Consider the following 25,639-nt stretch of genomic DNA (forward strand, 5'->3'; position numbering starts at 1 on the left):
GCACGCGCAGCGAGACCGACACGGTCTGCCCGGATGCGCCGGCCCCGGTCCGGTGACGCGCGACCCGCGCGAGCCGCCGGGTGCACAGGACGACTTCCGTCCGCTCGCGACAGTCGAGCGGGACGACGACCCGCGGCAAGCGGCGAGACGGGCCAGTGGCCCGGGTGTGGGTTTCGCGGCCTGCCCTGAGAGGACACCCGATGGTCTCCACGGACGACCACAACAACGATTCAGCACCCGCCGACGAACCCGCAGGCACCTTCCCGACGCTGTTCTCCCACGTGGACACGACCACCCCGGTCGCCCCGGTGGTGGCCGAGCCGGAGCAGGACGAGGAGACCGACGAGGCCGATGAGGCCACAGCACCGGCGGTCGCCGCCCCCTCCTTTGGCCTGCTGTTCCAGGCGCCCGACCTGTCGAAGGTCCCCGAGCGGCCGCGGCGCAAGCCGGCCCGCGAGACCGGCTCCGAGGAGGAGGCCGAGGACAACCAGTCGGGGCGTGGTGCCCAGCGGGGGAGCGGCGGGGGGTCCGAGGGCGACTCCGACAACGGCTCGGGCAACGGCCCGGACGGGGGATCGGACGGCGGGTCCGACGGGGAGGACGACGGCCAGGGCGGGCGCCGGCGGCGCCGCCGCGGCGGCAAGGGCCGGCGCGGACGCTCCGACTCCGACGGGGGAGAGGACCAGCAGGGCGGCAGCGAGGACGCCGGGGACGGCGAGGACTCCCGCGGCGGCCGGGACCGCCAGGACGGCGGCGACGGGCGCGGCGGCAAGGGGGGCCAGGGCGACCAGTCCGACAAGGACGGCGGGTCCGGTCAGGACGACCAGTCCGGCGGGGACGACGACGGTGACGGCTCGGGCAGCAGCCGGCGCCGCCGCCGGCGTCGCCGCGGCGAGGAGTCCGAGTCCGGCAACCGGGCCCGGGGTGGCCGCGCCCGCAGCGCCCAGGACGAGGTGTCCGGGGTCCGCGGCTCGACCCGGCTGGAGGCCAAGCGCCAGCGGCGCCGGGAGGGCCGCGAGGCCGGTCGGCGGCGCACCATCATCACCGAGGCCGAGTTCCTGGCCCGCCGGGAGAGCGTCGAGCGGGTGATGGTGGTCCGGGGGCTGGAGGACCGCACCCAGATCGGCGTCCTCGAGGACGGGGTGCTCGTCGAGCACTACGTGTCCCGCGAGACGCAGACCACGATGGTCGGCAACGTCTACCTCGGCCGGGTGCAGAACGTCCTGCCCAGCATGGAGGCCGCGTTCGTCGACATCGGCAAGGGCCGCAACGCGGTGCTGTATGCCGGGGAGGTCAACTGGGACGCCGCGGGCCTGGACTCGGGGGAGCCCAAGCGCATCGAGAACGCGTTGAAGTCCGGGGAGTCCGTGCTGGTCCAGGTCACCAAGGACCCGATCGGGCACAAGGGCGCGCGGCTGACCTCGCAGGTCTCCCTACCGGGGCGCTACCTGGTCTACGTCCCGGGCAACTCGATGACCGGCATCTCCCGCAAGCTGCCGGACACCGAGCGGGCCCGGCTGAAGCAGATCCTGAAGGAGGTCGTCCCGCAGGGCGCCGGCGTCATCGTGCGCACCGCCGCCGAGGGAGCCAGCGAGGAGGAGCTGCGCGCCGACGTGGAGCGCCTCACCAGCATGTGGGAGCGGATCCAGGCCAAGGAGAAGACCGGCAACGCCCCGGTGCTGCTGCACGGGGAGCCGGACATGACCGTCCGGGTCATCCGGGACGTCTTCAACGAGGACTTCACCAAGCTGGTCGTCTCCGGCGAGCAGGCCTGGACCGAGGTCAGCGACTACATCGCCGACGTCGCGCCGGACCTGGCCGACCGCCTCGAGAAGTGGGACGGCGAGGGCGACATCTTCACCGCCCACCGGGTCCACGAGGCGCTCGCCAAGGCGATGGACCGCAAGGTCTGGCTGCCGTCCGGCGGCTCGCTGGTCATCGACCGCACCGAGGCGATGACCGTCGTCGACGTCAATACCGGCAAGTTCGTCGGCTCCGGCGGCAACCTGGAGGAGACGGTCACCAAGAACAACATCGAGGCGGCCGAGGAGATCGTGCGCCAGCTGCGGCTGCGCGACATCGGCGGCATCATCGTCATCGACTTCATCGACATGGTGCTGGAGAGCAACCGGGACCTCGTGGTCCGGCGGTTGCTGGAGTGCCTGGGCCGGGACCGCACCAAGCACCAGGTGGCCGAGGTCACCTCCCTCGGTCTGGTCCAGATGACCCGCAAGCGGGTCGGGGCCGGGCTGATCGAGGTGTTCTCCGAGACCTGCACCCACTGCGCCGGGCGCGGCATCGTCGTGCACCCGGAGCCGATCGAGAAGTCCGGTGGCGGCTCGGACCACGGCGGTGGCCGGGGCCGGGGCAACGGGGGCGGCCGCGGCCGCTCCGGCGGCTCCGGGAACAACGGCGGCAACGCTGCCGTCGCCTCGCGCCCGCAGCCCAACCCCTCCGGTCCCACCCCCGCCCAGATCGCCGCAGCGGCCCACGCCGCGGCCCAGCAGGCCGGCAGCAAGGCCGACGCCGGCGCCGTGGCCGGTGCGACCGAGGCCGCCGTCGAGGCCCTGGTGGGTCCGGCGGCCACGGCGGCGGACACCGACGCCACCGCCCCGTCCGGTGAGGACCGGACCGGCCCGGCACCCACCGGGGCCGCGGCGCAGCCCGAGTCGTCGGAGCAGGCCGCGGCCCCCGTCGCCGTCGAGCCGGTGGCCCCAGTCGTCGCCGAGCCGGTGGCCCCCGCCCCGCGCAAGCGGGCCCGGCGGGGGCGGGTCACCGCACCGGTGACCGCGCCGGCCGAGTCCGTCGTGGTCGACACCACGGTCGGGGAGCCGGCTCCCGTGACCCCGTCCGGGACGGACGCCGACCCCTCGGGCGAGGCGCCGACCCCGGCCACGCAGGCCCCGGAGAGCACCGGGACCGGCGACTGGGCGACCCCGTCGGAGCCGGAGGCACCGGGCGAGGCGGAGACCCCCTCCGCCGCGGCCGCGCCGAAGGCCCCCGCCCGTCGCTCCCGGGCCAAGCGGGCCCGGGTCGTGGCACCGGCGGGTCCGCCCACGGGCGGTCCGGCCGAGCCAACCGAGTGAGTTTGGCAGGGGCGTCGTCCGCACGGTATTGTGGTGCGTCGGCGCGCCCTGTGGCGCCGTTCCGGGACCTCAGGTCCCCGGCCCGGGGCCGAGTCCCACAACAGTCGTAGGAAAGTGAGTTCAACGTGTACGCGATCGTCCGCGCTGGCGGCCGTCAGGAGAAGGTTTCCGTCGGTGACGTCCTCCTGGTCGACAAGGTGAATGCGCAGGCGGGCGAGTCGGTTGACCTCGCGGCGCTGCTGCTGGTCGACGGTGAGTCCATCACCTCCGACGCCGACTCCCTGGCCAAGGTCAAGGTGACCGCCGAGGTGGTCAAGGCCGCCAAGGGCCCCAAGATCGTCATCCAGAAGTACAAGAACAAGACCGGTTACAAGAAGCGGCAGGGCCACCGCCAGCCGCTGACCCAGGTCAAGATCACCGCGATCGACGCCTGAGACCGACCGAATAAGACCAGAAGGTAGGCACTAGGAATGGCACACAAGAAGGGTGCGTCCTCGACCCGCAACGGTCGGGACTCCAACTCCCAGCGTCTCGGTGTGAAGCGGTTCGGCGGCCAGGTCGTCGGGGCCGGCGAGATCATCGTCCGGCAGCGCGGCACCCACTTCCACCCCGGTGTCGGGGTCGGCCGGGGCAAGGACGACACGCTGTTCGCCCTCGTTCCGGGCACCGTCGAGTTCGGCGCGAAGGGCGGCCGCAAGACCGTCAACGTCGTCGACGCCGCTGTCTGAGACAGCCCACAGCACCACATACCCCGGACGCCGGTGCGTTGCCCGTGAGGCAACGCCCGGCGTCCGTCGTTGTTGAGAGGATCCACCCATGGCCACTTTCGTCGACCGGGCAGTCCTGCACCTGACCGCCGGCAACGGCGGGCACGGTTGTGCCTCGGTGCACCGGGAGAAGTTCAAGCCGCTCGGCGGCCCCGACGGAGGCAACGGCGGCCGGGGCGGGGACATCGTGCTCCGCGTCGACCCGCAGGTCACCACGCTGCTGGAGTACCACCACGGACCGCACCGCACCGCGACCAACGGGCGTCCGGGCGAGGGCGGGGAGCGCAACGGGGCCCAGGGGGAGGACCTCGTGCTCGGCGTGCCGGACGGCACCGTCATCAGCACCCGGGACGGTGAGGTGCTGGCCGACCTGGTCGGGACCGGCGCCGAGTACGTCGCGGCCCGTGGCGGACGCGGCGGCCTCGGCAACAAGGCACTGGCCTCCCCGCGGCGCAAGGCGCCGGGGTTCGCCCTCCTGGGAGAGCCGGGGGAGACCGCCGAGGTGGTGCTGGAGCTGAAGACCCTGGCGGACGTGGCCCTGGTCGGCTTCCCCTCCGCGGGCAAGTCCAGCCTGGTCTCGGTCGTCTCGGCGGCCAAGCCGAAGATCGCCGACTACCCGTTCACCACGCTCGTGCCCAACCTCGGCGTGGTCACCGCCGGCGGCAACCGGTTCACGATCGCCGACGTCCCCGGCCTGATCCCCGGCGCGAGCCAGGGCAAGGGGCTGGGCCTGGAGTTCCTGCGCCACGTCGAGCGCTGCCACGTCCTGGTGCACGTCATCGACTGCGCCACGCTCGAGCCGGGCCGCGACCCGCTCACCGACCTCGACGTGATCGAGCACGAGCTGGCCGAGTACGTCCCGGACGCCTCCCTGGGGGGCATCCCGCTGGCCGACCGGGTGCGGGTCGTCGTGCTCAACAAGGCCGACGTCCCCGAGGCGCGGGAGCTGGCCGAGATGGTCCGGCCCGACCTGGAGGAGCGCGGGCTGGAGGTGCACATCGTGTCGGCGGTGGCGCACCTGGGCCTGAAGGAACTGACGTATGCGCTGGCTGGCCACGTGCAGCGGGCCCGCGACGAGCAGATCGAGATCGAGCCGCCCCGCGTGGTGCTGCGCCCGAAGGCGGTCGACGACGCCGGCTTCCACGTCCGGCGGGAGAACACGCCGGACGGCGAGGTCTTCCGCGTGCTGGGGGACCGGCCCACCCGGTGGGTGCGGCAGACCGACTTCGGCAACGACGAGGCGGTCGGCTACCTCGCCGACCGGCTGAACCGTCTTGGGGTGGAGGACGGGCTGCTCAAGGCCGGCGCGGTGGCCGGGTCGACGGTGCTGATCGGGCCGGAGGAGGACGCGGTCGTCTTCGACTGGGAGCCGACGGTCGCCTCGGGTGCCGAGCTGCTCGGGCAGCGCGGCACCGACCTGCGCCTGGAGGACCGGCACCGGCCGACCCGCGAGGAGAAGCGGGCCGCCTTCAAGGACAAGATGGACGCCAAGACCGCCGCCCGGGAGGAGCTGGCCGCCGACCGTCGGGCCGGGCTCTGGACCGACCAGGACTGAGCATCGACCGGACCCTCCGGTGCATTTTTATGCAGGGGAGTGGTTTAGTATGCTTTCCATGGCAAGTCCCCGTTCCGCGATCCGTGACGCCCACCGGGTGGTCGTCAAGATCGGCTCCTCCTCGATCACGGCCCCGCAGGGCGGCATCGACTCCTACCGGTTGCAGGCGCTGTCCACCGTGCTGGCCAAGCGCTGCCTCGCCGGGGGCCAGATGCTCCTGGTCTCCTCGGGGGCGATCGCGGCGGGGATGACCCCGCTGGGACTCACCCGCAGGCCCAAGGACCTGGCCACCCAGCAGGCCGCGGCCAGCGCCGGCCAGGGCAACCTGATGGCCGCCTACACGACCGCCTTCCACCTGCACGGACTCACCGTCGGTCAGGTGCTGCTGACCGCGGACGACACGCACCGGCGGTCCCACTACGTCAACGCCAGCCGCACCCTGGAGCGCCTCCTGGAGCTGGAGGTCGTGCCGATCATCAACGAGAACGACACGGTGGCCACCGAGGAGATCCGGTTCGGCGACAACGACCGGCTGGCGGCGCTGGTCGCCCAGCTGATCAAGGCCGACGCGCTGGTGCTGCTCTCGGACGTCGACGGGCTCTACACCGGGCACCCGAGGGAGCCGGACAGCGAGCGGATCGGGGTGGTCTCCAGCCCGGAGCAGATCGCCGACGTGCACATCACCGCGCCCGGCTCCAAGGTCGGCAGCGGCGGGATGGTCACCAAGGTGGCCGCCGCCCAGATGTGTGCCACCGAGGGGATCCCGGTCGTCCTGACGTCCGCGGACCAGGCGGCGCAGGCGCTGGCCGGCGAGGACGTCGGCACCCTCTTCGAGCCCACCGGCAGCCCGAAGAACGCCCGCCGGCGCTGGCTGGCCCACGCCACCCACGTCAACGGGCGGCTCATCCTGGACCGGGGCGCCGTGGAGGCGGTCGTGAAGCGGCAGACCTCGCTGCTGCCGGTCGGGGTGACCCGCATCGAGGGCGTCTTCCACGCCGGGGACACCGTCGACCTGTGCGACCCGCAGGGGGAGGTGGTCGCCCGCGGTTTGGTGGGCTACGACTCCGACGAGCTGGGTGGCCTGGTCGGACGGCGGCTCGATACCGACAGAATGAACCATGCCCGGGCCCGCGGCTCGGGCGTCCGCACCGTGATCCGTCGCGACGACCTCGTCGTCCTGTGAGGAGAAGATCCCGATGACCGTCACCGACCAGGCCGGCGCCGCCGCCCGCCAGTCCGCGTCACCCACCGGCGGCACGCCGGCGCCCGCCCAGCCCGCCGCGGTGGACCCCGCGGCGGTGGACTACGTGCACGGCGTCGCCCGCCGGGCCCGGGTGGCCTCGCGGAGGCTGGCGCTGCTGTCCCGGGCGGACAAGGACGCGGCCCTGCTGGCGATGGCCGACGCCGTCGACGCCGCCACCGGGCAGATCGTCGCCGCCAACGCCGAGGACCTACAGCGCGGGCGCGACGCCGGGATGGCGACCGGTCTGCTGGACCGGCTCACCCTCGACGACGACCGGGTGCACGCGGTCGCGGACGCGCTGCGCCAGGTCGCCTCTCTGCCCGACCCCGTCGGGGAGGTGGTGCGCGGGTCGACCCTGGCGAACGGGCTGCAGATCCGTCAGGTCCGGGTGCCGATGGGCGTGGTCGGGATGATCTACGAGGCTCGGCCCAACGTCACCGTCGACGCCGCGGGCCTGGCGCTCAAGAGCGGCAACGCGGTCCTGCTCCGGGGCGGGTCGGCGGCGGCCTCCAGCAACGCCGCGCTGGTCGCCGCGCTCCGCTCCGCCCTGGCCGAGCGCGGGCTGCCCGAGGACGCGGTCAACCTGCTGTCCGAGGGTGGCCGCGACGCCGCCCGGGCGCTGATGACGGCGCGCGGGCTGGTCGACCTGGTCATCCCGCGCGGGGGCGCCGACCTGATCCAGACCGTGGTGCGCGAGTCCACCGTGCCGGTCATCGAGACCGGGGTCGGGAACTGCCACGTGTATGTCGATTCCTCCGCCGACGTGCAGTCCGCCGTCGACATCGTGGTGAACTCCAAGGTGCACCGCCCCTCGGTCTGCAACGCGGCCGAGTCGCTGCTGGTGCACGCCGACGTGGCCGACCGGGTGCTGCCTGCCCTGTTGGCGGCGCTGGCCGCCGAGGGAGTCACCGTGCACGGGGACGACGCCATCGGGGACGCGGCCCGTGCGGCGGGCGCCGACCGGGCATACCAGCCGATCGCCGACGGGGACGACGACACGGAGTTCCTGTCACTGGACCTGAGCGCCCGAGTCGTGGGCAGCCTCGACGAGGCGCTGGCGCACGTGCAGGAGCACACCTCCGGACACACCGAGGCCATCGTGACCGCCGACCGGGCCGCGGCCCGGCGCTGGGTCGCCGAGGTCGACGCCGCCGCGGTCATGGTCAACGCCTCGACCCGGTTCACCGACGGCGGGGAGTTCGGCTTCGGCGCCGAGATCGGCATCTCCACGCAGAAGTTGCACGCCCGTGGCCCGATGGCGCTGCCCGAGCTGACGACCACCAAGTGGGTCGTCGAGGGCGACGGCCAGACCCGGGCCTGACCCCGCTCGGTCAAGCGGGGGCCAAGTCAGGCCCAAGACTCGCCCAGGAAGTCACGGGACGCGTTGTCGGGCCCGCGCGGCGGCGGGATGCTTCGGTCCGTGGAGACTCGACGACGCATCCCGCTGACCGCATCCCTGGCTGTCCCCGCCGGGCTGGCCCTCGCGCTGACCGGAGCGCTGCCGGCCTCGCCGGTGACCACGGCGCCGACCGTCGACCAGGCCGACGAGACGGCATACGTGGCGCTGGGCGACTCCTTTTCGGCGGGGACCGGCACCCGTGCCCGGACCGACAACTGCTACCGCTCGCCCTACGGGTACCCGGCGTTGATCGCCGGGGCGCAGGGGCTGACCCTGGACTACCAGGCGTGCAGCGGGGCGACGACCGCGGACGTGCTGGCCAACCAGGTGGGGGCGCTGGGGCCGGAGACGGGTCTGGTGACGATGACCATCGGCGGCAACGACCTCGGCTTCGCCTCGGTGATCACCGAGTGCGCCCTGCCCGGGTGGCTCTCGGACTGCCACGGCGCGATCAACGACGGCCGCCAGATCCTGCAGACCCAACTGCCCGGGCGCTACGACGCGGTGCTCGGGGCGATCGCAGCCGGAGCACCCTCCGCCGACGTGCGGGTCGGCGGCTACCCGCACCTGTTCAACGGCCGGGACTGCCACCTGCTCACCTTCTTCACCCGGTCCGAGATGGACGCGCTGAACGCGGCGACCGACGAGCTGGACGCGCTGGTCGAGCAGAAGACGACCGGTGCCGGCTACACCTACGTCGAGCCGCGGGACGCGTTCGGCGGGCACGCCGTCTGCGACCGGACCGAGTGGATCAACGGGTTGAGCTGGCCGATCGTGGAGTCCTTCCACCCCAACCGGGCGGGCAACATCGCCTATGCCGACCTCTTCGCCCCGGGCTCGGGGACCGCGGAGGCCTCCGCCGTGCCCGCCGAGCGGACCGCGCAGAGCGAGTCGACCCTCGTCCGCAGGCAGGCCGAGACCGTGCTGGGGATGGACCTGACCAGCCCCGCGAACCTCCGGGCGGCACGGGCGGCGGGCATCCCGACCGGCACCCTCCAGTCGGTCGTGCGCGACCTGGAATCCGGCGACACGGCCCGGGCAGCCGCCGCGCTCGAGCGGCTCAGCGAGCTGGACGCCCGGCACGAGGCACGCCTCGGCGCACACCGCTGACGCGCCTCAAGCGCGGGCCAACGGCCGGCCAAGAGTTGCTCACGTCTTGACCGGAGCGGTTGTGGCAGGGCCGAACCGGCCGTAATGCTCGAAGGCGTGGATATTCGACGACGCACCTCGCTGACCGCACTCACCTCGATCCCCGCCGGGCTCGCGCTCGCGCTGACCGGGGTCGTCCCCGCGCAGGCCGACGACACGGCATACGTGGCGCTGGGCGACTCCTTCTCGGCCGGCACCGGGACCCGGAACTCGACGGACGACTGCTACCGCTCGCCCTACGGCTATCCGGCGCTGATCGCAGGGGCGCAGGGGCTGACGCTGGACTACCAGGCGTGCAGCGGGGCGACGACCGCGGACGTGCTGGCCAACCAGGTGGGCTCGCTCGGCCCGGACACCGGGCTGGTGACGATGACCATCGGCGGCAACGACCTCGGCTTCGCCGACGTGATCACCGAGTGTGCCCAACCCGGGTGGCTGTCCGACTGCGCCGGGGCGATCGCCGGAGGGCGCGCCATCCTGCAGAACGAGCTCCCCGGCCGCTACGACGCCGTGCTCGGGGCGATCGCCGCCGCGGCGCCCGCCGCCGACGTGCGGATCGGGGGCTACCCGCACCTGTTCAACGGGGAGGACTGTAACGCCGCCACGTTCTTCTCACCCGAGGAGATGGCCGACCTCAACGCGGCGACCGACGAGCTGGACGCGCTGGTGGAGCAGAAGACGCTCGGGGCCGGCTACACCTTCGTCGACCCGCGGGACGCCTTCGACGGGCACGCCGTCTGCGACGACGTGGAGTGGGTCAACGGGTTGAGCTGGCCGATCGTGGAGTCCTTCCACCCCAACCGGGACGGCAACATCGGGTATGCCGACGAGTTCTGGCCGGGGTCCGGCTCCGCGGCGGCGGCCACGGTGCCCGCCGACCGGACCGCGCAGGGCGTGGAGGCCTCGGTACGCCAGGAGGCCGACGCCGTCCTGGCGATGGACCTGGCCAGCCCGGCCAACCTGCGGGCCGCGCAGGCGGCGGGGATCTCGCCGGACCGGATCACCGGGCTCGTGGAGCAGCTGCGGTCGGCGGACACCGACGTCGTCGCCGGTGCGCTCGCGGAGCTGTCGGCGCTGGACGAGCAGCACGACCAGCGGGTGGTCGCCTACCGCGGCTGACGGCGCAGGGCGCGGCGGGTCAACCGGGTGCCCGGATAGCGCCACGACCGGATCAGCTCCTCGACGGCCCACACCATGGTCGGGCTGGACCACGACTGGGAGGGTTTGTGCAGCGCCCAGCCGTCTCCGACGGTGACGGCGGCGTGGGCGAGCTCGCCGTGCTCGTGCCACAACAGGACCTGTCCGGCGGCGTGGTCGTTGTCGGCGCCGTCGGACGGGTCCGTGTGGGTCTCCACCCAGCGGGTGAAGGTGTCCTGCCGCACCCAGTCGATGGCCACCGGTTCGCCGGCGGCGGCCATGACCGCGCCGAAGCAGTTCGGACCCGACCCGGGAGGGAAGCTGCCGGCCAGCTCGGCGGCACCGGGGAGGGGCCCGTCCGACGCGGCGCGGAGTTGCTCCCGGGCGAGCGCGTGCTGGCTGGGCCTGGTCCCGGCCTCGACCCACCGCAGCAGCTTCGCCCGGACCATCGGGTCCGTCGGCCAGGCCGGCGCCGGCTTGGGGTGCACCCGGTGCCGGCGTTCCGCGGTGAGCGCGGCCCGGGTCCGGGCGGGCAGCGCGGCGAACTCCTCCGCGGTCAGGCCCACCCACGACCCGCCGCCGTACATGAAGAAGGTGTCCCGCAACTCGTCGGTGACCTCGAACGACGGCGCTTCCGGCAGGTCGGCGAGCAGCCCGGGGTCGAGGGCGTCCACCCGGAAGGGCTGCCGGACGGGGGCGAACCAGGCGAGCCACCGGTCCACCAGGGCCGGCGACACCCCGATGCCGAGCACGCTGAGCCCGGGCACGCCGGTGCCGGGAACGCTCACGGGGGACACGGCACTAGTGTGCCCTGTCATGGAGGGCACCGAGATCCGCAAGCTGGTCGCGCTGGAGGACCGCCACTGGTGGTACCGCGAACGGCGCGAGCTGCTCGCCGCACGGGTCCGCGGTCTCGCGCCGGGGGCGGCCCTGGACATCGGCGCCGCCGGTGGCGGCAACACGCGCGTGCTGCGCGGCCTCGGGTGGCAGGTCCTCGCCCTGGAGTTCACCGCCGAGGGCTCGGAAGTCGCGGCGGAGCGCGGCCTCGACGTCGTGCGCGCGGACGCCCAGCAGCTGCCGGTCGCCGACCAGAGCCTGGACCTGGTCACTGCCCTGGACGTGCTCGAGCACATCCCGGACGACCGCCGGGCCGCCGCCGAGATCCACCGGGTGCTGCGGCCCGGCGGTCGGCTGGTCGCGGCCGTGCCGGTCGACCCGCGGCTGTGGTCGGCGCACGACGAGGCCGTGGGGCACGTGCGGCGCTACACCCGCGACCAGTTCGTCCGGCTGCTCGAGGGTGCGGGGCTGCAGGTGCTGGACACCCGGTCCTGGATGGTGCTGCTGCGCCCGGCGGTGGCGCTGCGGCGCAAGGTGTCCACCGGTAGCGACCTGGACGACCCGCACCCGGTGGTCAACGGCGTGCTGGGGGCGGCGGTGCGCTTGGAACGGCACCTTCCGGTGGGATCGCTGCCCGGGGTGTCGCTGCTGGTGACGGGGCGGCGTCCCGGTCCGGGGGACCGGTGAGGGAGTCGTAGGCCACGAAGTAGGTGGGGCGCCCCTGCATCGTCGAGTAGATCCGGCCGACGTACTCGCCGAGGACCCCCAGGCACAGCAGCTGCACCGCCCCGACCCCGGCCACGATGGCCACGGTCGAGGTCCAGCCCGCGACGGTGCCGCCCACGAGCTTGGACACCACGGCATACCCGAGCAGGACGACGGCGGCCACGAAGCCGCCCAGGCCGAACCAGGTAGCGAGCCGCAGCGGGGCCAACGAGAATCCGGTCAGGCTGTCGACGGAGAGCCGGACCATCTTGGCCAGCGGGTACTTGGACCGGCCCGCGGCCCGCGGCTTGCGCGAGTAGCCGACCGTCGCCGACGGGAACCCCAGGGAGGGCACCACGAGACGCAGCACCCGGTGGGTCTCCGGGAGCGCGTTGACCGCGTCCACGGTGGCCCGCGACATCAACCGGTAGTCACCGGCCCCCGACGGGATGTCGGTGGCCCCCGCGGCGCGCATCACGCCGTAGAACGCCTTGGCGCTGGTCCGCTTGAAGACCGAGTCCGAACGGCGGTCGGTGCGCACCCCGTAGACCACGTCGACGTCCTGCTCCCGCGTCACGGCCAGCATCTGCGCGATGGTCTCCGGCGGGTCCTGCAGGTCGGCGTCCAGGGTGACCACCCAGTCCCCGCGTGCCGCGGCCAGCCCCGCCGAGATCGCCGCCTGGTGCCCGGAGTTGGCCCGCAGCCGGACCACCCGCAGCTGCGGCCACTCCCGGTGGAACCGCTGCAACAGCACGGGGGTCGCGTCCGAGGACCCGTCGTCGACCGCGACCACCTCGTAGGCGCCGTCGACCTCCGCCACACCGTCCAGCACCGGGCGCAGCTGCTCGACGAACAGCGGGAGGACGTCCGCCTCGTCATACATCGGCACGACGACGGACAGGCGGGGGTGCATGACTCCACTGTATGTCGACGGCCGGCCGCGACACCTACGCGCGCGGCCGCGGCGGGCTGGGTAGGATGGGCGCCATGACGTCTGTCTTTGCCTCCGGTGAGGCTGGCCACCACGTGGTGAACGAGTTGCCGCTGGAGCCGGTCATGTTCGGCGTGATCGCGATCATCGTGTTCCTCGCCCTGTTGGGGCTGCTGTGGTCCTTCCGCAACACCCTGGCGCTGGACCCGGTCGAGCACCACTCGGACGCGCCCGGTCAGGACGGGTCGGCGGGCAGCCAGCACTGATGCGGCTCGGAGTGATGGGTGGGACCTTCGACCCCATCCACCACGGACACCTCGTCGCCGCCAGCGAGGCGGCGGCCCTCCTCGACCTCGACGAGGTCGTCTTCGTGCCCACCGGGCAGCCCTACCGCAAGGACGCGCAGCAGGTCAGCCCGGCCGAGCACCGCTACCTGATGACGGTCATCGCCACGGCCTCCAACCCGCGCTTCACGGTGTCCCGCGTCGACATCGAGCGGGACGGGCCGACCTACACCCTGGACACGCTGAAGGACCTGCACGCCGAGCGGCCGGACGACCAGCTGTTCTTCATCACCGGCGCCGACGCGCTGGCCGAGATCCTGTCCTGGCACGGGGTGGAGCAGCTCTGGGACCTGGCGCACTTCGTCGGCGTCACCCGGCCCGGCCACGAGCTCACCGACAAGGGGCTCCCGGCCGACCGGGTCACCCTGCTGGAGGTCCCCGCCATGGCGATCTCCTCCACCGACTGCCGCAACCGCACCGAGCGGGGGGAGCCGGTCTGGTACCTGGTGCCCGACGGTGTCGTGCAGTACATCGGCAAGTACCACCTCTACCGGCCGGAGTCCGAGGACCCGGCACCGACGACCCCGCAGGAGCAGTGAGTGAGCGCGTCACAACGTGCCATCGACCTGGCCAGGGCAGCCGCCGTGGCCGCGCAGGACAAGCTCGCCGAGGAGGTCGTCGGTCTCGACGTCAGCGGGCAGCTGGCGCTGACCGACGTCTTCGTCATCGCGTCCGCACCGGGGGAGCGGCAGGTCGGCGCGATCGTCGACGCCGTGGAGGAGCGGCTGCTGCAGCTGGGGGCCAAGCCGATCCGCCGCGAGGGCCAGCGCGAGGGCCGGTGGGTGCTGCTGGACTTCGGCGACATCGTGGTGCACATCATGCACTCGGACGAGCGGGTCTTCTACGACCTCGAGCGGCTCTGGAAGGACTGCCCGGAGGTCACCCTGCCCGACGCCGAGCCCCGGTCCGAGCAGTGACCACCGGTCGCCGGCTGATCGTCTGGCGGCACGGTCAGACCGAGCACAACGCCGGGGGGATCTGGCAGGGCCAGCTGGACACCGACCTGTCCGAGACCGGGGTCCTGCAGGCCAAGGCGGCCGCCGAGGGCCTGGCCCGGCTCGGGCCGCACCGGATCGTCTCCAGCGACCTGCGCCGCGCCGCGCGCACCGCCGACGAGCTCGCCGCCGTGGTGGGCCTGCCGGTCACCCGCGACGAGCGGTTCCGCGAGATCGACGTGGGCACCTGGCAGGGGATGAGCCAGGGCGACGTCGCGGAGCGGTATCCCGACGAGCACGCGGCCCTCGGTCGCGGCGAGGACATCCGTCGCGGGGAGCACGGCGAGGCAGTCGAACACGTCCGGGAGCGGGTGTATGCCGGGGCGCAGGACCTGCTGGCCGGCCTGGCCGAGGGGGAGACCGCGGTCGTGGCGACCCACGGGGTCGCCGGCCGCGCGCTGGCCGCCGCGATGGTCGGGCTCGGGCAGCGCGAGGCCTGGCTGATGCTCGGCGGCCTGCACAACTGTCACTGGGCCGAGCTGGCCGAGCACCGGACCGGCTGGCGCATCGTCGGCTGGAACGTCGGGGCCGGACCGGTCGCCTCCGGCACGAGCGATCACTGAGGTCCCGGCATGCTCACCTCCATCCCCAGCCCCGGCATCAACCTGATCGAGATCGGGCCGCTCACCATCCGCTTCTACGCGCTGTGCCTGGTGGCCGGGATGATCCTGGCCTGGATCATCGGCCGCCGGCGCTGGGTCGCCCGCGGTGGCCTGCCCGAGACCTTCGAGTCGATGGCGGTGGTGGCGATCCCCTCCGGCATCGTGGGCGCCCGGATCTACCACGTGCTCACCCACTGGGACGCCTACTTCGGCCCTGGGCGCGACCTGATCAAGGTGCTCTACATCTGGGAGGGCGGGATCGCCATCTTCGGGGCGGTCCTCGGCGGTGGGCTGGGCGCGGCCTTCGTCGCCTGGAGGCGCGGTGCCCGGATCAGCGCGTTCGCCGACGCGCTGGCGCCCGGGCTGATCCTGGCCCAGGCGGTCGGCCGGTTGGGCAACTGGTTCAACCAGGAGCTGTACGGCGGCCCGGACGACGGCCCGCTCGGCCTGGAGATCGACCCGGAGCACCGCCCCGCGGAGTACCCGGACGTCGCGACCTTCCAACCGACCTTCCTGTACGAGCTGTCCTGGAACGCCCTGGGCTGCCTCCTGCTCCTCTGGCTGGACCGCACCTTCAAGCTCGGCTGGGGCAAGCTGTTCTCGCTCTACCTGGTGGTTTACGGGACCGGACGGTTCTGGATCGAGGGCATCCGCACCGACGTCAGCTACCTGGTGGGGCCGTTGCGCACCAACCAGGTCACTGCGCTGCTCTTCGTGGTCGCCGGCATCACCCTGTTCCTGGTGCTGCACGCCCGGCACCAGGGCCGCGAACCGTGGGTCGAACGCGCCGGGGTCGGGGGACCGGACGAGGCGACTGACGAGGGAGCGGACGCGGCCGGGCCGGAGGCCGAGAAGGACGCGTCCTGAGCCGGGCCAGGTCGTCCCGCGCGAAGGCGTGAGGCGCCGGTCACAGGTGGCGCCGCCGATTTGGTGATTGGCCCGTGGTTGTGGGTAAACTCGGGCGTCCCAAACAAGGGGCTGTGGCGCAGCTGGTAGCGCACCTCCATGGCATGGAGGGGGTCAGGGGTTCGAGTCCCCTCAGCTCCACCCTTGTGGTCTGACCGACAGTGCACACGACGCTTGCTGAGGCCGCCCGAGAGGGCGGCCTCTGTCGTTGTTCTGCCTGGCGATGCTGGCCCAGGGTTCGTTGAGTTCGGCTCGGTCACGGCCGATGGCGTCGGGGGTAGTAAGCCTCGAGCAGCGTGGCCCGGTTCGCCTCGCCGGCGGACGCGCGCTATATGCGAGGCTGCGTGTCACCGTGGTTGAACACGGGATCCAGGTAGGAGGCGACCAGCGCCATCTGCTGATCGAGGTCCACTTCGCAGACCGCCTCCAGTCGCTCCTTGCGACGCCAGGCAGCCCACTTGGCCTGGCCGATCTGTCCGTAGCCGACGACGTGCGGTGTGATGGGTTCGAGGCTAACGCCGCGGTAGCGGGCCACGGCTCGCGCAGAGCGGAGCAGCTCGGCAGCGTTGATGCCCTGCCGGGCGAGTTGGACGATGTCGACGTAGTCGCGCCACCTCGTGCCGGTGATCCCCGTTCCAGGATGGTGACGCCCTTCTCGGCGATCGTGGTCTCCGATGCGTAGCCCAGCAGCACGATCGGGTCACCCACGACGCGATCGATGCACACCTTGCGGGGAGCGGGCACGATCGGATCTCCGCTGGAGACATCCCACGCGGCGGTGCCCTTCCACGGCCCGATCGACGCGCCGACTCGCACCCGGAACCCTGGGTAGTCGGCGTGCTCGCGGATCTCCTGAACGCTGACCGAGTCGAGATCGAACGCGACCCCGTCATCGGCCTCGATCGCGACGATGTCATGGACCACCGCGATGAGGTGGTCGGCGGTGATGTCTGCTCCGATGGCGTTCACGTCGGCGTCCTTCGTCGGGCGCCGCACCCCGTAGGCCGCCAGCAGAATCCCGCCCTTGAGCACGAAGTCATCGGCATGGGCCGTGCGCGTGAGGCGATCCAGGAACGACTCCAGCGTGTGCCGGATCAGATACTCCTGCGTCGGCGGACCCACCCGGGTCTTCGCCGCTGCCGACCGTGCCGCGGACTGGATGCGGCGGAACACCTCATCGCCTGGGCTCATGCCAACGCCTCTAGAGCCTGGAGGACGGGAGACTGCGCCCGGGGGAGGCGAGAGGCCATCTCCATCAGTCGAGCAGGTTTTCCGCCGCGGCGCAGCCACTCCTTCAATGCCTCCCGCGCCAGTTCGTACCCGACCTCGCCACGCAGGCGGAATGCGTCCGCGATCGACCGCTCGGGCGAGTAGATCCAGACCGTCTGATCCGTGCCCGGAATCGGGATTTCCTTCCGGCCGATGTCAAACGTGGCACGGTCGAACTGATGCCAAGCGATAGCGCCATCGCTCGCCGGTGTGCGCGACCCGCGTGGGATCGCAATATCCAACGCGGCGGGGATCTCATCGGTCAACTCATGATGAGCGAGCGCCGACGCCAAACAGATCGTCGCGTTCGGGCGACGAGTCGCGGCCTCGATCCAGTCCCAGTCCGCCACATCCGCATCCGCCGGTAGGTAGATGCCGCGAGCGACCCGCGTCAACCGTCCCTCGCGCACCGCACGGTACAGACCGCTGCGCGACAGGCCGGCCTCCTCGGCCGAGCCCGGCCTTAATGTCGCCATCGCCGCCACCCTCCACCTGGTACAAAACGTATACACGTAAGCATACCTGATAACGAATTGTGTCAAACCGGGTGCCCGAGGCCTCTGGCCGTTGCCTGCACCCGCTGCTTCTTGGCGCAGCAGTTCAGCTCGGCCAGACCCCCGACGTGCCGCGCCGGTGCGAGCCGACCAGGTGGGTGTCGACGATGCCGACCGCTTCCATCAGGGCGAACATCGTGGTGGGCCCGACGAAGACGAAGCCCTCGCGGCGCAGCGCCTTGGACAGGGCCACGCTCTCCGGTGAGGTCGTCGGGATCTCTTCCACGGTCCGCGGGCGGGGCGTCTGGGCCGGCTGGAAGGACCAGACGAAGTCGACCAGCCCGCCCTTGTCCCGCAGGCGGAGCGTGGCGGCCGCGTTGGTGACGGTGGCCCGGATCTTGGCCCGGTTGCGCACGATGCCGGCGTCGGCCAGCAGCCGCGCCTCGTCCTCCTCGGTGTAGCCGGCCACGACCTCGGGGTCGAACCCGTCGAAGGCGGCACGGAAGGCCGGTCGCTTGCGCAGGATCGTGGCCCAGGACAACCCGGCCTGGAAGGCCTCCAGGCTGATCCGCTCAAACAGTCCCTGCTCGTCACGCACCGGCATCCCCCACTCGGTGTCGTAGTAGGCGCGCAGCAGGGGGTCGGTCGCCGCCCACGCGGGGCGGGCCAGTCCGTCGTCACCGACGACCACTGCGGCATCGGCGGGAGCGTCGGGGTCCATGCTGCGATTGTGCCTCGCGGCACAGTCAGGCCGCTCGCTCCAGCCCCAGCAGGGTGCGCTTGGCCTCGGGCCCGCCGAGGTAGCCCCCGAGCGAGCCGTCGCCGCGCAGCACCCGGTGGCAGGGGACGACCACGGGCAGCGGGTTCGTGGCGCACGCGGTGCCGACGGCGCGGCTGGCCCGCGGGTTGCCCACGTCCCTGGCGACCTGTCCGTAGGTCGCGGTGTGGCCGTAGGCGATCTGCGGCAGGTAGCGCTGCACCACCTGCCGGAACCCCGAGGACAGGCTCAGGTCCAGCGGCAGGTCGAAGGTGGTGCGCCGCCGGTCGAAGTACTCCTCGAGCTCGCGGGCCGCCGCGTCGAGCCGCCGGGAGGACCGCAGGACCCGGGGGCTGATGCGGGCCGCCAGCGTGGTGAGGACCGCGTCGAATCCCTCGACCTCGTAGGCGACCCGGACCAGGCCGGTCGGGGTCGCGGCCAGTAGGAGGGGGCCGACGGGGGAGTCGACCGTGCGGTAGGCCACGTCGAGCAGCCCCTCCGCCTCGGCCGCGGCCCCGAGCCGCTCGTGCAGCCGGGAGACGTCGTATGCCGTGGGCTCGAGCCGTCCGCCCAGGTCGGCCCCGTCGTGGGTCCCGTCGTGGGCTCCGTCGCGCGATCCGTGGGTGGTCTGGGCGTGGTTCACCGGGGTCATCCTTCCTCGTCGTGATCGGTCGGGTAGCTGCTCCGCAGCCGGCGGATGCCGTCCGCGGCGGCGCGGCGCACGGCGGCGGGTGTCCCGCCGATCAGCGCGGCGGTCTCGGTGTGCGGCAGCCCGCCGAGGTAGTGGTAGGCCAGGGCCAGGCGCTGCCGCTCGGGCAGGCCTGCGACCGCGGCCCACAGGTCGTGGTGGTCCGTGTCCGGGTTGCCGAGGCTGCTGACCCCCTGGGGCAGGTCGTCGGTCGGCACCGGCTGCCGCTGCCGGGCCCGCAGGACATCGATCGTGCGCCGCTGCGCGACGCGCACGAGCCAGGCCTGGACATTGGTGTCGGCCGGCAGGTCGGGCCAGGCCCGCAGGGCCGCCACGAAGGTCTCGGACCAGGCGTCGTCGGCATCGGGTCCGGGCCCCAGGGCGGCCCGGCAGACCCGGAGCACGGTCGGTCCGTGCTCGGTCACTGCCTGCTCGAAGGGGGTCTGCATGCTCATCACCGGGTAGTCGCCGGGTCCGGGCCAAGTGTGAGGTCCGCTCCGGACACCGGGGCCCAGCGGCCGGTCAGGACGTCGACCCGGCGGACTCGCTCGAGGGGTGGGTCGCCAGGTGGGCCAGCGCCCGCGGGTCCCGCACGACCAGCCGCTCGACCTCCTCGCCGCCGTCGCACCGGCACAGCGAGACCGTGGCGACGTCCCCGTCCGAGGCGAGCACACGCCATACGCCCCCGAAGGCGCTCCACCGGTCCAGGGCGGCGAGCGGGTCTGCTTCGTCCATCCACCCATCATGCACCCGGGCGTGTGAGGATGCTCCGGTGACCGACCCCCGCGCCCGTACCGGCCCCACCGCGCTCGGACTGCTCGCAGCGCTCGGGGCGATCGGCGGTGTGCTGCTGTGGCTCGCCTGGCGGCCGACCACCGATGACTGCGACACCATCGGGGAGTGCCTCGGCGCGCCCTTCGTCGCAATGATCGCGACTACGCTCGCGGCGGCCGCGTCGCTGGTGGTGCTCCGGCTGCTGCACCTGCGCCCCGTCTTCCTCACCACCCTGTTCGGCTTCGTGGGGGCCGGCGGCCTGGTGCTCTCGGGACAGGAGGTCCTCGCCGTGCGCGGGCACGAGGGGCTGGCGCCCTGGTGGGCGTGGACGCTGGTCGGGGCGGTCCTGGCACCGCTGGCCCACTGGGTGCTGCAGCCGGGCCGCGGCTGGGTGGCCCGCGTGTTGCCGGTCGTGCTCGTGATCGGGCTGGTGGCGGGCGGGCAGCAGTGGGCGACCCGGGAGCGCGCGCAGCAACGGCTGGACTCACTCGCCTCCGTGGGTGTCGACCCCGTGCTGGTGGTCGACCTGCCCGGCTACCTGCTCCGCTCGTCGTGGGCGTTCACCGACCCGGACAACGGGACCGACTACATCTCGCTGTCGATCACCCCGGAGGAGGGGGCATCGGGCTTTCCCGACGGATTCCTGCTGCCGGCGGCCGGGCAGGACCCGTGCGACCTGGTCCGCGACGTGGCGCGCCTGGTGCAGGACGGTGACTGTCAGGCCTCGGGCGACACCGCGACGGTCCAGGGGAGGTACGCCGTGGGCTACGGCGCGGTCCGCGACGGGACCTTCCTGCTGTTGACCGGTGATCCGGGGGTGTTCACCGTCGAGCAGTTCCGGACCGCCGTCGACGGCGCCCGCACCGGCACGCTGGAGGAGCTGCGGGACGGGTTCGACGGCTAACCTGTCCGCTCCCGGACGGCGGAGGCGACCTCCTCGAACCGGTCCCGGTCCAGGACCGCGCCGATACGGCGGACCGCGCCGGGGTCGATGCGCAGGATCCGGTCGACGCGGGCCTCGCTTGGACGGCGCTCGCGGTCCCATCCGCCGGCGCCGACATCGACCCAATAGCGGCCCCACCGGGCCTCGTCGGCCGCGTCCCGGTCGTGGTCCTTGCTGGTCATCTGCAGGGCCAGCAGCCACCGGTCGTCGCGGCCGATCACCAGGACGGGCCGGTCCTTGCCCTGGGAGTGGTCCTCCTCGAACGGGACCCAGGTCCACACCACCTCACCGGGGTCGGGCTCCCCGTCCTCGACCGGGGTGTAGCTGATCTGCGGCGCCCCCGTGAAGTCACCGGGGTACCCGGCCGACGACCCGGGACCCCCGGTGGGGCGACGGCCGTCCCGGCCGCCGCGGCGGCCCTTCTGCGTGGCTGCACGTGCGGCGGACCGGGCCGCGGCGACGGCGTGTTGCAGGAATCTGCGGAGACCGGCGGGTGCGCTCATGGGGTCGGGAGGCTACCGGTCGCCCAGGACCGCGGCCAGGTCCGACACGGTCTGCGGCAGCTTGGCCCCGACCTCGCGCGCCAGGGCCAGGGTGAACCGGTCGCTCGGGCCGCTGACCGAGGCGGCGGCGAACAGGCCCCCGACCGGGGGCAGCGGCACGCCGACGCACCGCACCCCGAGCTCCTGCTCCTCGTCGTCGAGGGCGAAGCCCTCCTCGCGGGCCTGGGCGACCCGGGCCAGGAGCTCCTCGGTCGTGGCGGCGGTGTGCGGGGTCCGTGGCTCCAGGGTGAGTTTGCGGACCAGGGAGGAGACCCGGTCGGGCTCCATCACCGACAGCACCGCCTTGCCGACCGACGTGGAGTGGATGGGGACGCGCCGGCCGACCTCGGCGAAGATGCGCAGGGTGTGCGGGGAGGGGGACTGGGCGATGTAGACCATCCGGTCGCCCTCCAGCAGGGCCAGGTTGGCGGTCTCGCCGGACAGGTCGACGAGGGCGCGCAGGTGCTCGGTCGCGAGGGCCGCGAGCTCGCGGTAGCCGGCGTCCCCCAGCCGCAGCGCGGCGACCCCCACGGCATACTTGCGGTCCGCCTCCCGCCGGGCGTACCCGCGGTCGGCGAGGGTGAGCAGCAGCCGGTGCACCGTGCCCTGCGGCAAACCCACCCTGCGCGCGATGTCGGTGACGCCGAGGGCGCCCTCGTGGCCGACCAGCGCCTCCAGGACGTCCAGCGCGCGGTCCACGGACTGCACGCCCCTGCCGCGCTCGGTGCTCATCGGAAGGTCTCGATCCGGCCACGGTCCGGCAGGTCGCTTGACGGGCGGTGAGCCGGCGGACAGGATTCCGAGCCAGAACGGTGAAATGCCATACCCATGATGTGGAATATAGCCCCTCGAAAGGACTGCCGTCGTGGATAACCTCGCAGTACTGAGCCTGTTGGCCCTCACACCCATCCTCGTGGTGGGTGTCCTGCTGGCCGGATTCAGGTGGCCCGCGAAGTACGCCATGCCCGTCGGCTACGTGGTCGCCCTGGTCATCGCCTGGCTGGCCTGGGAGATGGAGCCGAAGGCGCTGGCCGCGGCGAGCCTGGAGGGCCTCATCGTGGCCGCCACCCTGCTGTACATCGTGTTCGGCGCGTTGCTCCTGCTCGCCACGGTGATCGCCTCCGGCGCGATGAGCCGCATCCGGGCGGGCTTCGACAACATCTCCCCGGACCGTCGCGTCCAGGCGATCATCATCGGGTGGCTGTTCGGTTCCTTCATCGAGGGCGCGTCCGGCTTCGGTACCCCGGCGGCCGTGGTCGCACCGTTGATGCTCGCGCTGGGCTTCCCGGCCATGGCGGCGGTCATGGTCGGCCTGATCATCCAGTCGACGCCGGTGAGCTTCGGGGCGGTCGGCACGCCGATCCTGGTGGGTGTGGCCAACGGCATGGGGGAGAACTCCCCGGGCATGTCCGAGCGACTCTCCGAGCTGGGGGTCAGCTACTCCGAGTATGTCGCCGAGATCGGTTTCCACGTCGCGCTGATCCACGCGATGGTCGGCCTGCTCATCCCGCTGATCCTCGCCGTGATGCTCACCGGCTTCTTCGGGGAGCGGCGCAGCTTCGCCGAGGGGTTGAAGGTGGCCCCGTTCGCGCTGTACGCGTCCCTGGCGATGACCGTGCCCTACGTGCTCGTGGCCCTCGTCCTCGGCCCGGAGTTCCCCTCCTTGCTGGGCGGCCTGATCGGGTTGGCGCTGGTGATGTTCACCTCCAGCAAGGGCTTCCTGATGCCGAAGGACACCTTCGAGTTCGCTCCGCGGGACACCTGGGACTCCCGGTGGATGGGCAAGATCGACACCGACCACCTGGACAACGACAGCCGGCACCGGGAGATGAACCTGGTGACCGCGTGGGCGCCCTACATCGCGCTGGCCGTCATCCTGGTCCTGACCCGGATCATCGACCCGCTGACCCAGTTCCTGACCACCGCCGGGACCACCCGGATCGAGATCAAGAACATCCTCGGGGTGGAGGGGATCAGCACGAACGTCGACCTGTTCTACTCGCCCGGCTTCATCCTCATCGTGGTCTCCGTCCTCAGCTACCTGCTCTACCGGATGAACGGCCAGCAGATCGCCGAGACCTGGAAGGTGTCCGGTCTGCAGCTGGCCGGGACCGCGGTCGCGCTGCTGTTCGCGGTGCCGCTGGTGCGGATCCTGATCCAGTCCGGCATCAACGACTCCGGGCTGGACAGCATGCCCGTCGTGCTGGCCCAGGGTGTGGCGAGCATCGCTGGCGACAGCTGGCCGGTGTTCAGCCCGTGGATCGGCGCGCTGGGTGCCTTCGTGGCCGGGTCCAACACGGTGTCCAACCTGACCTTCTCCCAGTTCCAGTGGTCGACGGGTAACGAGATCGGGGTCCCGCCGGAGCAGGTCGTCGCGACCCAGGCGGTCGGTGGTGCGGGTGGTAACCCGGTCGCGATCCACAACATCGTGGCCGCGTCGGCGACCGTCGGACTGCTGGGCCGGGAGGGTGACCTGATCCGCAAGACGGTCCTGGTCACCAGCTACTACTGCCTCGCGGCCGGCTCCATCGGCTTCATGATGATCCACGGCATCGGCTTCAACGTCGGCACCATCCTGTTCGTGCTGCTGCTGGTCGCGCTGGCCGCGATCGCCCGCTGGATGTTCGCCCACGACGCCAAGATCTCGGCCAAGGTGGCCTGACCCCGGCAGGAGTGGCAGGGTGTTCCCGTGGATGCGGGGACACCGGTGCGGATGGCCTTCACCAAGTGGGGGGAGCACCCGCACTGGGCGGCCCAGACACCGTTGACCCACCTCGGAGCAGACGAACACGGGCACTGGGTCGGGGTACCCGAGGGGACTCGGTTCTCCCGACCCGGTGCCGGGTTCAGCACCGACGGCACCCAGGTGATGCTGCTGCCCGCCGGTAGCCGGTGGTTCGTCGCGACCTTCTACGAGCAGGTCGCGGGGTTCCGGTGGCGCTGCTACGTCGACATCAGCACGCCGCCGGAGATCGGTCCGCCGCGGACGGACCCCGGGGGTGACGTCCCGTCCCCGCCGGTGGTGCGCGCCGTCGACCTGGACCTCGACGTCGTGCAGACCTTCGCCGGCGCGGTGGACGTGGAGGACGAGGACGAGTTCGCCGAGCACCGCCTGCAGTTCGGTTATCCCGACGACGTCGTGGCGGCGGCCGAGCGGGAGTGCGCCCGGGTGGTCGAGGAGCTGCGCGCGGGCGTGGCCTGGTCCCTGGAGCAGACTGTCGGGCCGTGGCGCGAGCTCACCCGGGAGCTGCCGGCCCCGACATAGCGCGACGCCCCGGTGGCGTCATCGGCTGGCCCACCGGCCGGTGTCACGGCCGGAGCGCGTCCCGGAGAGCGGCGATCCAGTCCTCGAAGGCGTCCAGGTGGGCGTCGTGGCTCCCGTGGGGCAGGTCGACCCGGGTGGTTGCGGGGCGGCGGCGGATCAGTTCGTCGCGTTGCTCCGGCTCGAACATGCCATGGGCGGCGAACACCGCGACGGTCGGGACGGCCAGGCTCTCCCACTCCCGCCAGCGCGGGACCTGCACGGCGGCGATGGTGGCCTCCATGATGTCGGCATCGAAGGGCGGCCGCAGGCCCTCCGGCGTGCGCTCGAGGTCCTCCACCCAGGCGCGGGCGATGGGGGAGTCGCCGAGAGCCTCCCTGGCCGCGGGCAGGTCCGCGAACGGGAGCGGCCAGGACCGGAAGAAGTCGCCCAGTGCGCGGGCCTCGTGGGGGTCGTCGCTGCCGGCCGCGTGGCCCTCGAGCATCACCAGCCGGTCGACCAGGTCGGGCCGTGCCGCGGCGACGAGGAAGGCCGTGTGGGCACCCATCGACTGGCCGACGAGTCGGACCCGCTCGCCGGGCAGCAGGCGCTCGACCACGGTGATCACGTCGTCGACGAATGCCTCCCGGGAGCAGTCGTCGGGTCGGCGGGTGCTCTGTCCGTGGCCCCGCTGGTCGACCAGGACCACGCGGTGGTCCGGGGTCAGGGCGTCGGCGGTCGGTAGTAGCTCCCGGGAACTCCCGGCGAGCCCGTGCAGCAGGACGACCGCGGGGCCGTCGCCACCGCGGTCGGTGACCGCGATCCGGACGCCGTCGCGCAGCACGAACTGTGGGGACACCCGGATCAGCGGCCGCCCAGGAACGAGTAGCGGACCTGGCGGTCGCTGTTGTCGATGTTGAGGTCGACCAGGCACAGGCTCTGCCAGGTCCCGAGGGCCAGGCGTCCGTCGAGGACGGGGACCGTGGCGTAGGGCGGGATCAGCGCCGGCATGACGTGGGAGCGACCGTGCCCCCTGCTGCCGTGCCGGTGGATCCACCGGTCGTCCGCCGGCAGGAGGTCGCGCAGCGCCGCGAGCAGGTCATCGTCGCTGCCGGCCCCCGTCTCCAGGATGGCCAGGCCGGCCGTGGCGTGCGGGACGAACACGTGCAGCAGCCCGTCGCCGCGGTCGCCGACGAAGCCCGCGGCGTCGGCGGTGATGTCGAGCACCACTTCCTCGCCACCGGTCCGGTAGGTGCGCACCTGGCTGTCCACGGT

The 25,639-nt window shown here is 72.5% G+C and carries 29 protein-coding genes and 1 tRNA gene; 18 read left to right on the plus strand and 12 right to left on the minus strand.

Going from position 1 to position 25,639, the window contains the following annotated elements:
• Window positions 1–200: 200 nt before the first annotated feature.
• From FB467_RS09640 to FB467_RS09675, 8 genes are all read left to right on the plus strand, one after another.
• Window positions 201–3,086: an Rne/Rng family ribonuclease gene (locus FB467_RS09640; RefSeq protein ID WP_141784905.1), complete on the plus strand. Its 2,886-nt coding sequence runs from the start codon at window positions 201–203 to the stop codon at window positions 3,084–3,086.
• Window positions 3,087–3,211: 125 nt separating this feature from the next.
• A complete protein-coding gene (gene rplU, locus FB467_RS09645) occupies window positions 3,212–3,520 on the plus strand; it encodes a 50S ribosomal protein L21 (protein WP_141784906.1) in 309 nt (102 codons plus the stop codon).
• Between the two features lie 36 nt (window positions 3,521–3,556).
• Complete coding sequence (gene rpmA, locus FB467_RS09650) at window positions 3,557–3,814, plus strand: 50S ribosomal protein L27 (RefSeq protein WP_141784907.1); 258 nt, start codon at window positions 3,557–3,559, stop codon at window positions 3,812–3,814.
• Between the two features lie 88 nt (window positions 3,815–3,902).
• On the plus strand, window positions 3,903–5,408 hold the full coding sequence (obgE, locus tag FB467_RS09655; RefSeq protein WP_141784908.1) for a GTPase ObgE: 1,506 nt from the start codon (window positions 3,903–3,905) through the stop codon (window positions 5,406–5,408).
• 58 nt (window positions 5,409–5,466) lie between these two features.
• Complete coding sequence (gene proB, locus FB467_RS09660) at window positions 5,467–6,591, plus strand: glutamate 5-kinase (protein WP_141784909.1); 1,125 nt, start codon at window positions 5,467–5,469, stop codon at window positions 6,589–6,591.
• Window positions 6,592–6,604: 13 nt separating this feature from the next.
• Window positions 6,605–7,972 (plus strand): glutamate-5-semialdehyde dehydrogenase, encoded by a 1,368-nt coding sequence (locus tag FB467_RS09665; protein WP_141784910.1) that lies wholly within the window; start codon window positions 6,605–6,607, stop codon window positions 7,970–7,972.
• Window positions 7,973–8,071: 99 nt separating this feature from the next.
• Window positions 8,072–9,160 (plus strand): SGNH/GDSL hydrolase family protein, encoded by a 1,089-nt coding sequence (locus FB467_RS09670; protein WP_170230652.1) that lies wholly within the window; start codon window positions 8,072–8,074, stop codon window positions 9,158–9,160.
• Window positions 9,161–9,256: 96 nt separating this feature from the next.
• A complete protein-coding gene (locus FB467_RS09675; RefSeq protein ID WP_211350588.1) occupies window positions 9,257–10,318 on the plus strand; it encodes an SGNH/GDSL hydrolase family protein in 1,062 nt (353 codons plus the stop codon).
• Here the strand turns inward: FB467_RS09675 and FB467_RS09680 are convergent.
• On the minus strand, window positions 10,306–11,133 hold the full coding sequence (locus FB467_RS09680; protein WP_141784912.1) for a hypothetical protein: 828 nt from the start codon (window positions 11,131–11,133) through the stop codon (window positions 10,306–10,308). The two genes, FB467_RS09675 and FB467_RS09680, sit on opposite strands and share 13 nt — an antisense overlap.
• A 19-nt stretch (window positions 11,134–11,152) precedes the next feature.
• On the opposite strand from FB467_RS09680, the gene FB467_RS09685 reads away from it, so the two are divergent.
• Window positions 11,153–11,860, plus strand: a complete 708-nt coding sequence (locus FB467_RS09685) for a class I SAM-dependent methyltransferase (RefSeq protein WP_141784913.1) — start codon at window positions 11,153–11,155, stop codon at window positions 11,858–11,860.
• Here FB467_RS09685 and FB467_RS09690 read toward each other — a convergent pair.
• Window positions 11,748–12,791, minus strand: coding sequence for a glycosyltransferase family 2 protein (locus FB467_RS09690; RefSeq protein WP_141784914.1), 1,044 nt, complete (start codon window positions 12,789–12,791; stop codon window positions 11,748–11,750). The two genes, FB467_RS09685 and FB467_RS09690, sit on opposite strands and share 113 nt — an antisense overlap.
• A 74-nt stretch (window positions 12,792–12,865) precedes the next feature.
• Here FB467_RS09690 and FB467_RS09695 point away from each other — a divergent pair, with 74 nt between their 5' ends.
• From FB467_RS09695 to FB467_RS09720, 6 genes are all read left to right on the plus strand, one after another.
• The gene (locus FB467_RS09695; protein ID WP_141784915.1) at window positions 12,866–13,075 is read left to right on the plus strand and encodes a hypothetical protein; all 210 of its coding nucleotides are present in this window, start codon (window positions 12,866–12,868) and stop codon (window positions 13,073–13,075) included.
• Entirely contained in the window at window positions 13,075–13,692 is a 618-nt protein-coding gene (gene nadD, locus FB467_RS09700; RefSeq protein ID WP_141784916.1) for a nicotinate-nucleotide adenylyltransferase, read from the plus strand. Before FB467_RS09695 ends, nadD begins: the two co-directional genes overlap by 1 nt.
• The gene (gene rsfS, locus FB467_RS09705; RefSeq protein WP_141784917.1) at window positions 13,693–14,070 is read left to right on the plus strand and encodes a ribosome silencing factor; all 378 of its coding nucleotides are present in this window, start codon (window positions 13,693–13,695) and stop codon (window positions 14,068–14,070) included.
• Window positions 14,067–14,711 (plus strand): histidine phosphatase family protein, encoded by a 645-nt coding sequence (locus tag FB467_RS09710; protein WP_141784918.1) that lies wholly within the window; start codon window positions 14,067–14,069, stop codon window positions 14,709–14,711. Before rsfS ends, FB467_RS09710 begins: the two co-directional genes overlap by 4 nt.
• Window positions 14,712–14,720: 9 nt before the next feature.
• On the plus strand, window positions 14,721–15,617 hold the full coding sequence (gene lgt, locus FB467_RS09715; protein WP_141784919.1) for a prolipoprotein diacylglyceryl transferase: 897 nt from the start codon (window positions 14,721–14,723) through the stop codon (window positions 15,615–15,617).
• Between the two features lie 107 nt (window positions 15,618–15,724).
• Window positions 15,725–15,797, plus strand: a tRNA-Ala gene (locus FB467_RS09720).
• On the opposite strand, the gene FB467_RS09725 is transcribed toward FB467_RS09720, so the two are convergent.
• The 6 genes from FB467_RS09725 to FB467_RS09750 form a co-directional block, all read right to left on the minus strand.
• A complete protein-coding gene (locus FB467_RS09725; RefSeq protein ID WP_228393231.1) occupies window positions 15,789–16,847 on the minus strand; it encodes a nucleotidyl transferase AbiEii/AbiGii toxin family protein in 1,059 nt (352 codons plus the stop codon). The two genes, FB467_RS09720 and FB467_RS09725, sit on opposite strands and share 9 nt — an antisense overlap.
• On the minus strand, window positions 16,844–17,401 hold the full coding sequence (locus FB467_RS09730) for a type IV toxin-antitoxin system AbiEi family antitoxin domain-containing protein (RefSeq protein ID WP_141786587.1): 558 nt from the start codon (window positions 17,399–17,401) through the stop codon (window positions 16,844–16,846). Before FB467_RS09730 ends, FB467_RS09725 begins: the two co-directional genes overlap by 4 nt.
• A 124-nt stretch (window positions 17,402–17,525) precedes the next feature.
• Window positions 17,526–18,140 (minus strand): DNA-3-methyladenine glycosylase I, encoded by a 615-nt coding sequence (locus FB467_RS09735; protein ID WP_141784920.1) that lies wholly within the window; start codon window positions 18,138–18,140, stop codon window positions 17,526–17,528.
• 25 nt (window positions 18,141–18,165) lie between these two features.
• Window positions 18,166–18,750, minus strand: a complete 585-nt coding sequence (locus FB467_RS09740) for a methylated-DNA--[protein]-cysteine S-methyltransferase (protein ID WP_228393244.1) — start codon at window positions 18,748–18,750, stop codon at window positions 18,166–18,168.
• Between the two features lie 74 nt (window positions 18,751–18,824).
• Window positions 18,825–19,313, minus strand: a complete 489-nt coding sequence (locus FB467_RS09745; protein WP_141786588.1) for an RNA polymerase sigma factor — start codon at window positions 19,311–19,313, stop codon at window positions 18,825–18,827.
• Window positions 19,314–19,386: 73 nt separating this feature from the next.
• On the minus strand, window positions 19,387–19,599 hold the full coding sequence (locus FB467_RS09750; RefSeq protein WP_141784922.1) for a hypothetical protein: 213 nt from the start codon (window positions 19,597–19,599) through the stop codon (window positions 19,387–19,389).
• A 37-nt stretch (window positions 19,600–19,636) separates the two neighbouring features.
• Between FB467_RS09750 and FB467_RS09755 the strand changes: the two genes are divergently transcribed.
• On the plus strand, window positions 19,637–20,542 hold the full coding sequence (locus tag FB467_RS09755) for a hypothetical protein (protein ID WP_141784923.1): 906 nt from the start codon (window positions 19,637–19,639) through the stop codon (window positions 20,540–20,542).
• Here FB467_RS09755 and FB467_RS09760 read toward each other — a convergent pair.
• A complete protein-coding gene (locus tag FB467_RS09760; RefSeq protein WP_141784924.1) occupies window positions 20,539–21,084 on the minus strand; it encodes a type II toxin-antitoxin system PemK/MazF family toxin in 546 nt (181 codons plus the stop codon). The two genes, FB467_RS09755 and FB467_RS09760, sit on opposite strands and share 4 nt — an antisense overlap.
• Before the next feature lie 12 nt (window positions 21,085–21,096).
• Window positions 21,097–21,855: an IclR family transcriptional regulator gene (locus FB467_RS09765; RefSeq protein ID WP_170230655.1), complete on the minus strand. Its 759-nt coding sequence runs from the start codon at window positions 21,853–21,855 to the stop codon at window positions 21,097–21,099.
• A gap of 133 nt (window positions 21,856–21,988) precedes the next feature.
• Here FB467_RS09765 and FB467_RS09770 point away from each other — a divergent pair, with 133 nt between their 5' ends.
• Both FB467_RS09770 and FB467_RS09775 read left to right on the plus strand, forming a co-directional pair.
• Window positions 21,989–23,785, plus strand: a complete 1,797-nt coding sequence (locus FB467_RS09770; RefSeq protein ID WP_141784926.1) for an L-lactate permease — start codon at window positions 21,989–21,991, stop codon at window positions 23,783–23,785.
• 27 nt (window positions 23,786–23,812) lie between these two features.
• Window positions 23,813–24,388, plus strand: coding sequence for a DUF402 domain-containing protein (locus tag FB467_RS09775; RefSeq protein WP_141784927.1), 576 nt, complete (start codon window positions 23,813–23,815; stop codon window positions 24,386–24,388).
• Window positions 24,389–24,431: 43 nt separating this feature from the next.
• Here FB467_RS09775 and FB467_RS09780 read toward each other — a convergent pair whose 3' ends face one another.
• Window positions 24,432–25,223, minus strand: coding sequence for an alpha/beta fold hydrolase (locus FB467_RS09780; RefSeq protein ID WP_170230657.1), 792 nt, complete (start codon window positions 25,221–25,223; stop codon window positions 24,432–24,434).
• A 5-nt stretch (window positions 25,224–25,228) separates the two neighbouring features.
• The gene (locus FB467_RS09785) at window positions 25,229–25,636 is read right to left on the minus strand and encodes a YjbQ family protein (protein WP_141784928.1); all 408 of its coding nucleotides are present in this window, start codon (window positions 25,634–25,636) and stop codon (window positions 25,229–25,231) included.
• Window positions 25,637–25,639: the final 3 nt, after the last annotated feature.

Origin of the sequence: Ornithinicoccus hortensis (genome assembly GCF_006716185.1) — a bacterium.
In the GTDB taxonomy this organism is placed as follows: Bacteria; Actinomycetota; Actinomycetes; order Actinomycetales; family Dermatophilaceae; genus Ornithinicoccus; species Ornithinicoccus hortensis.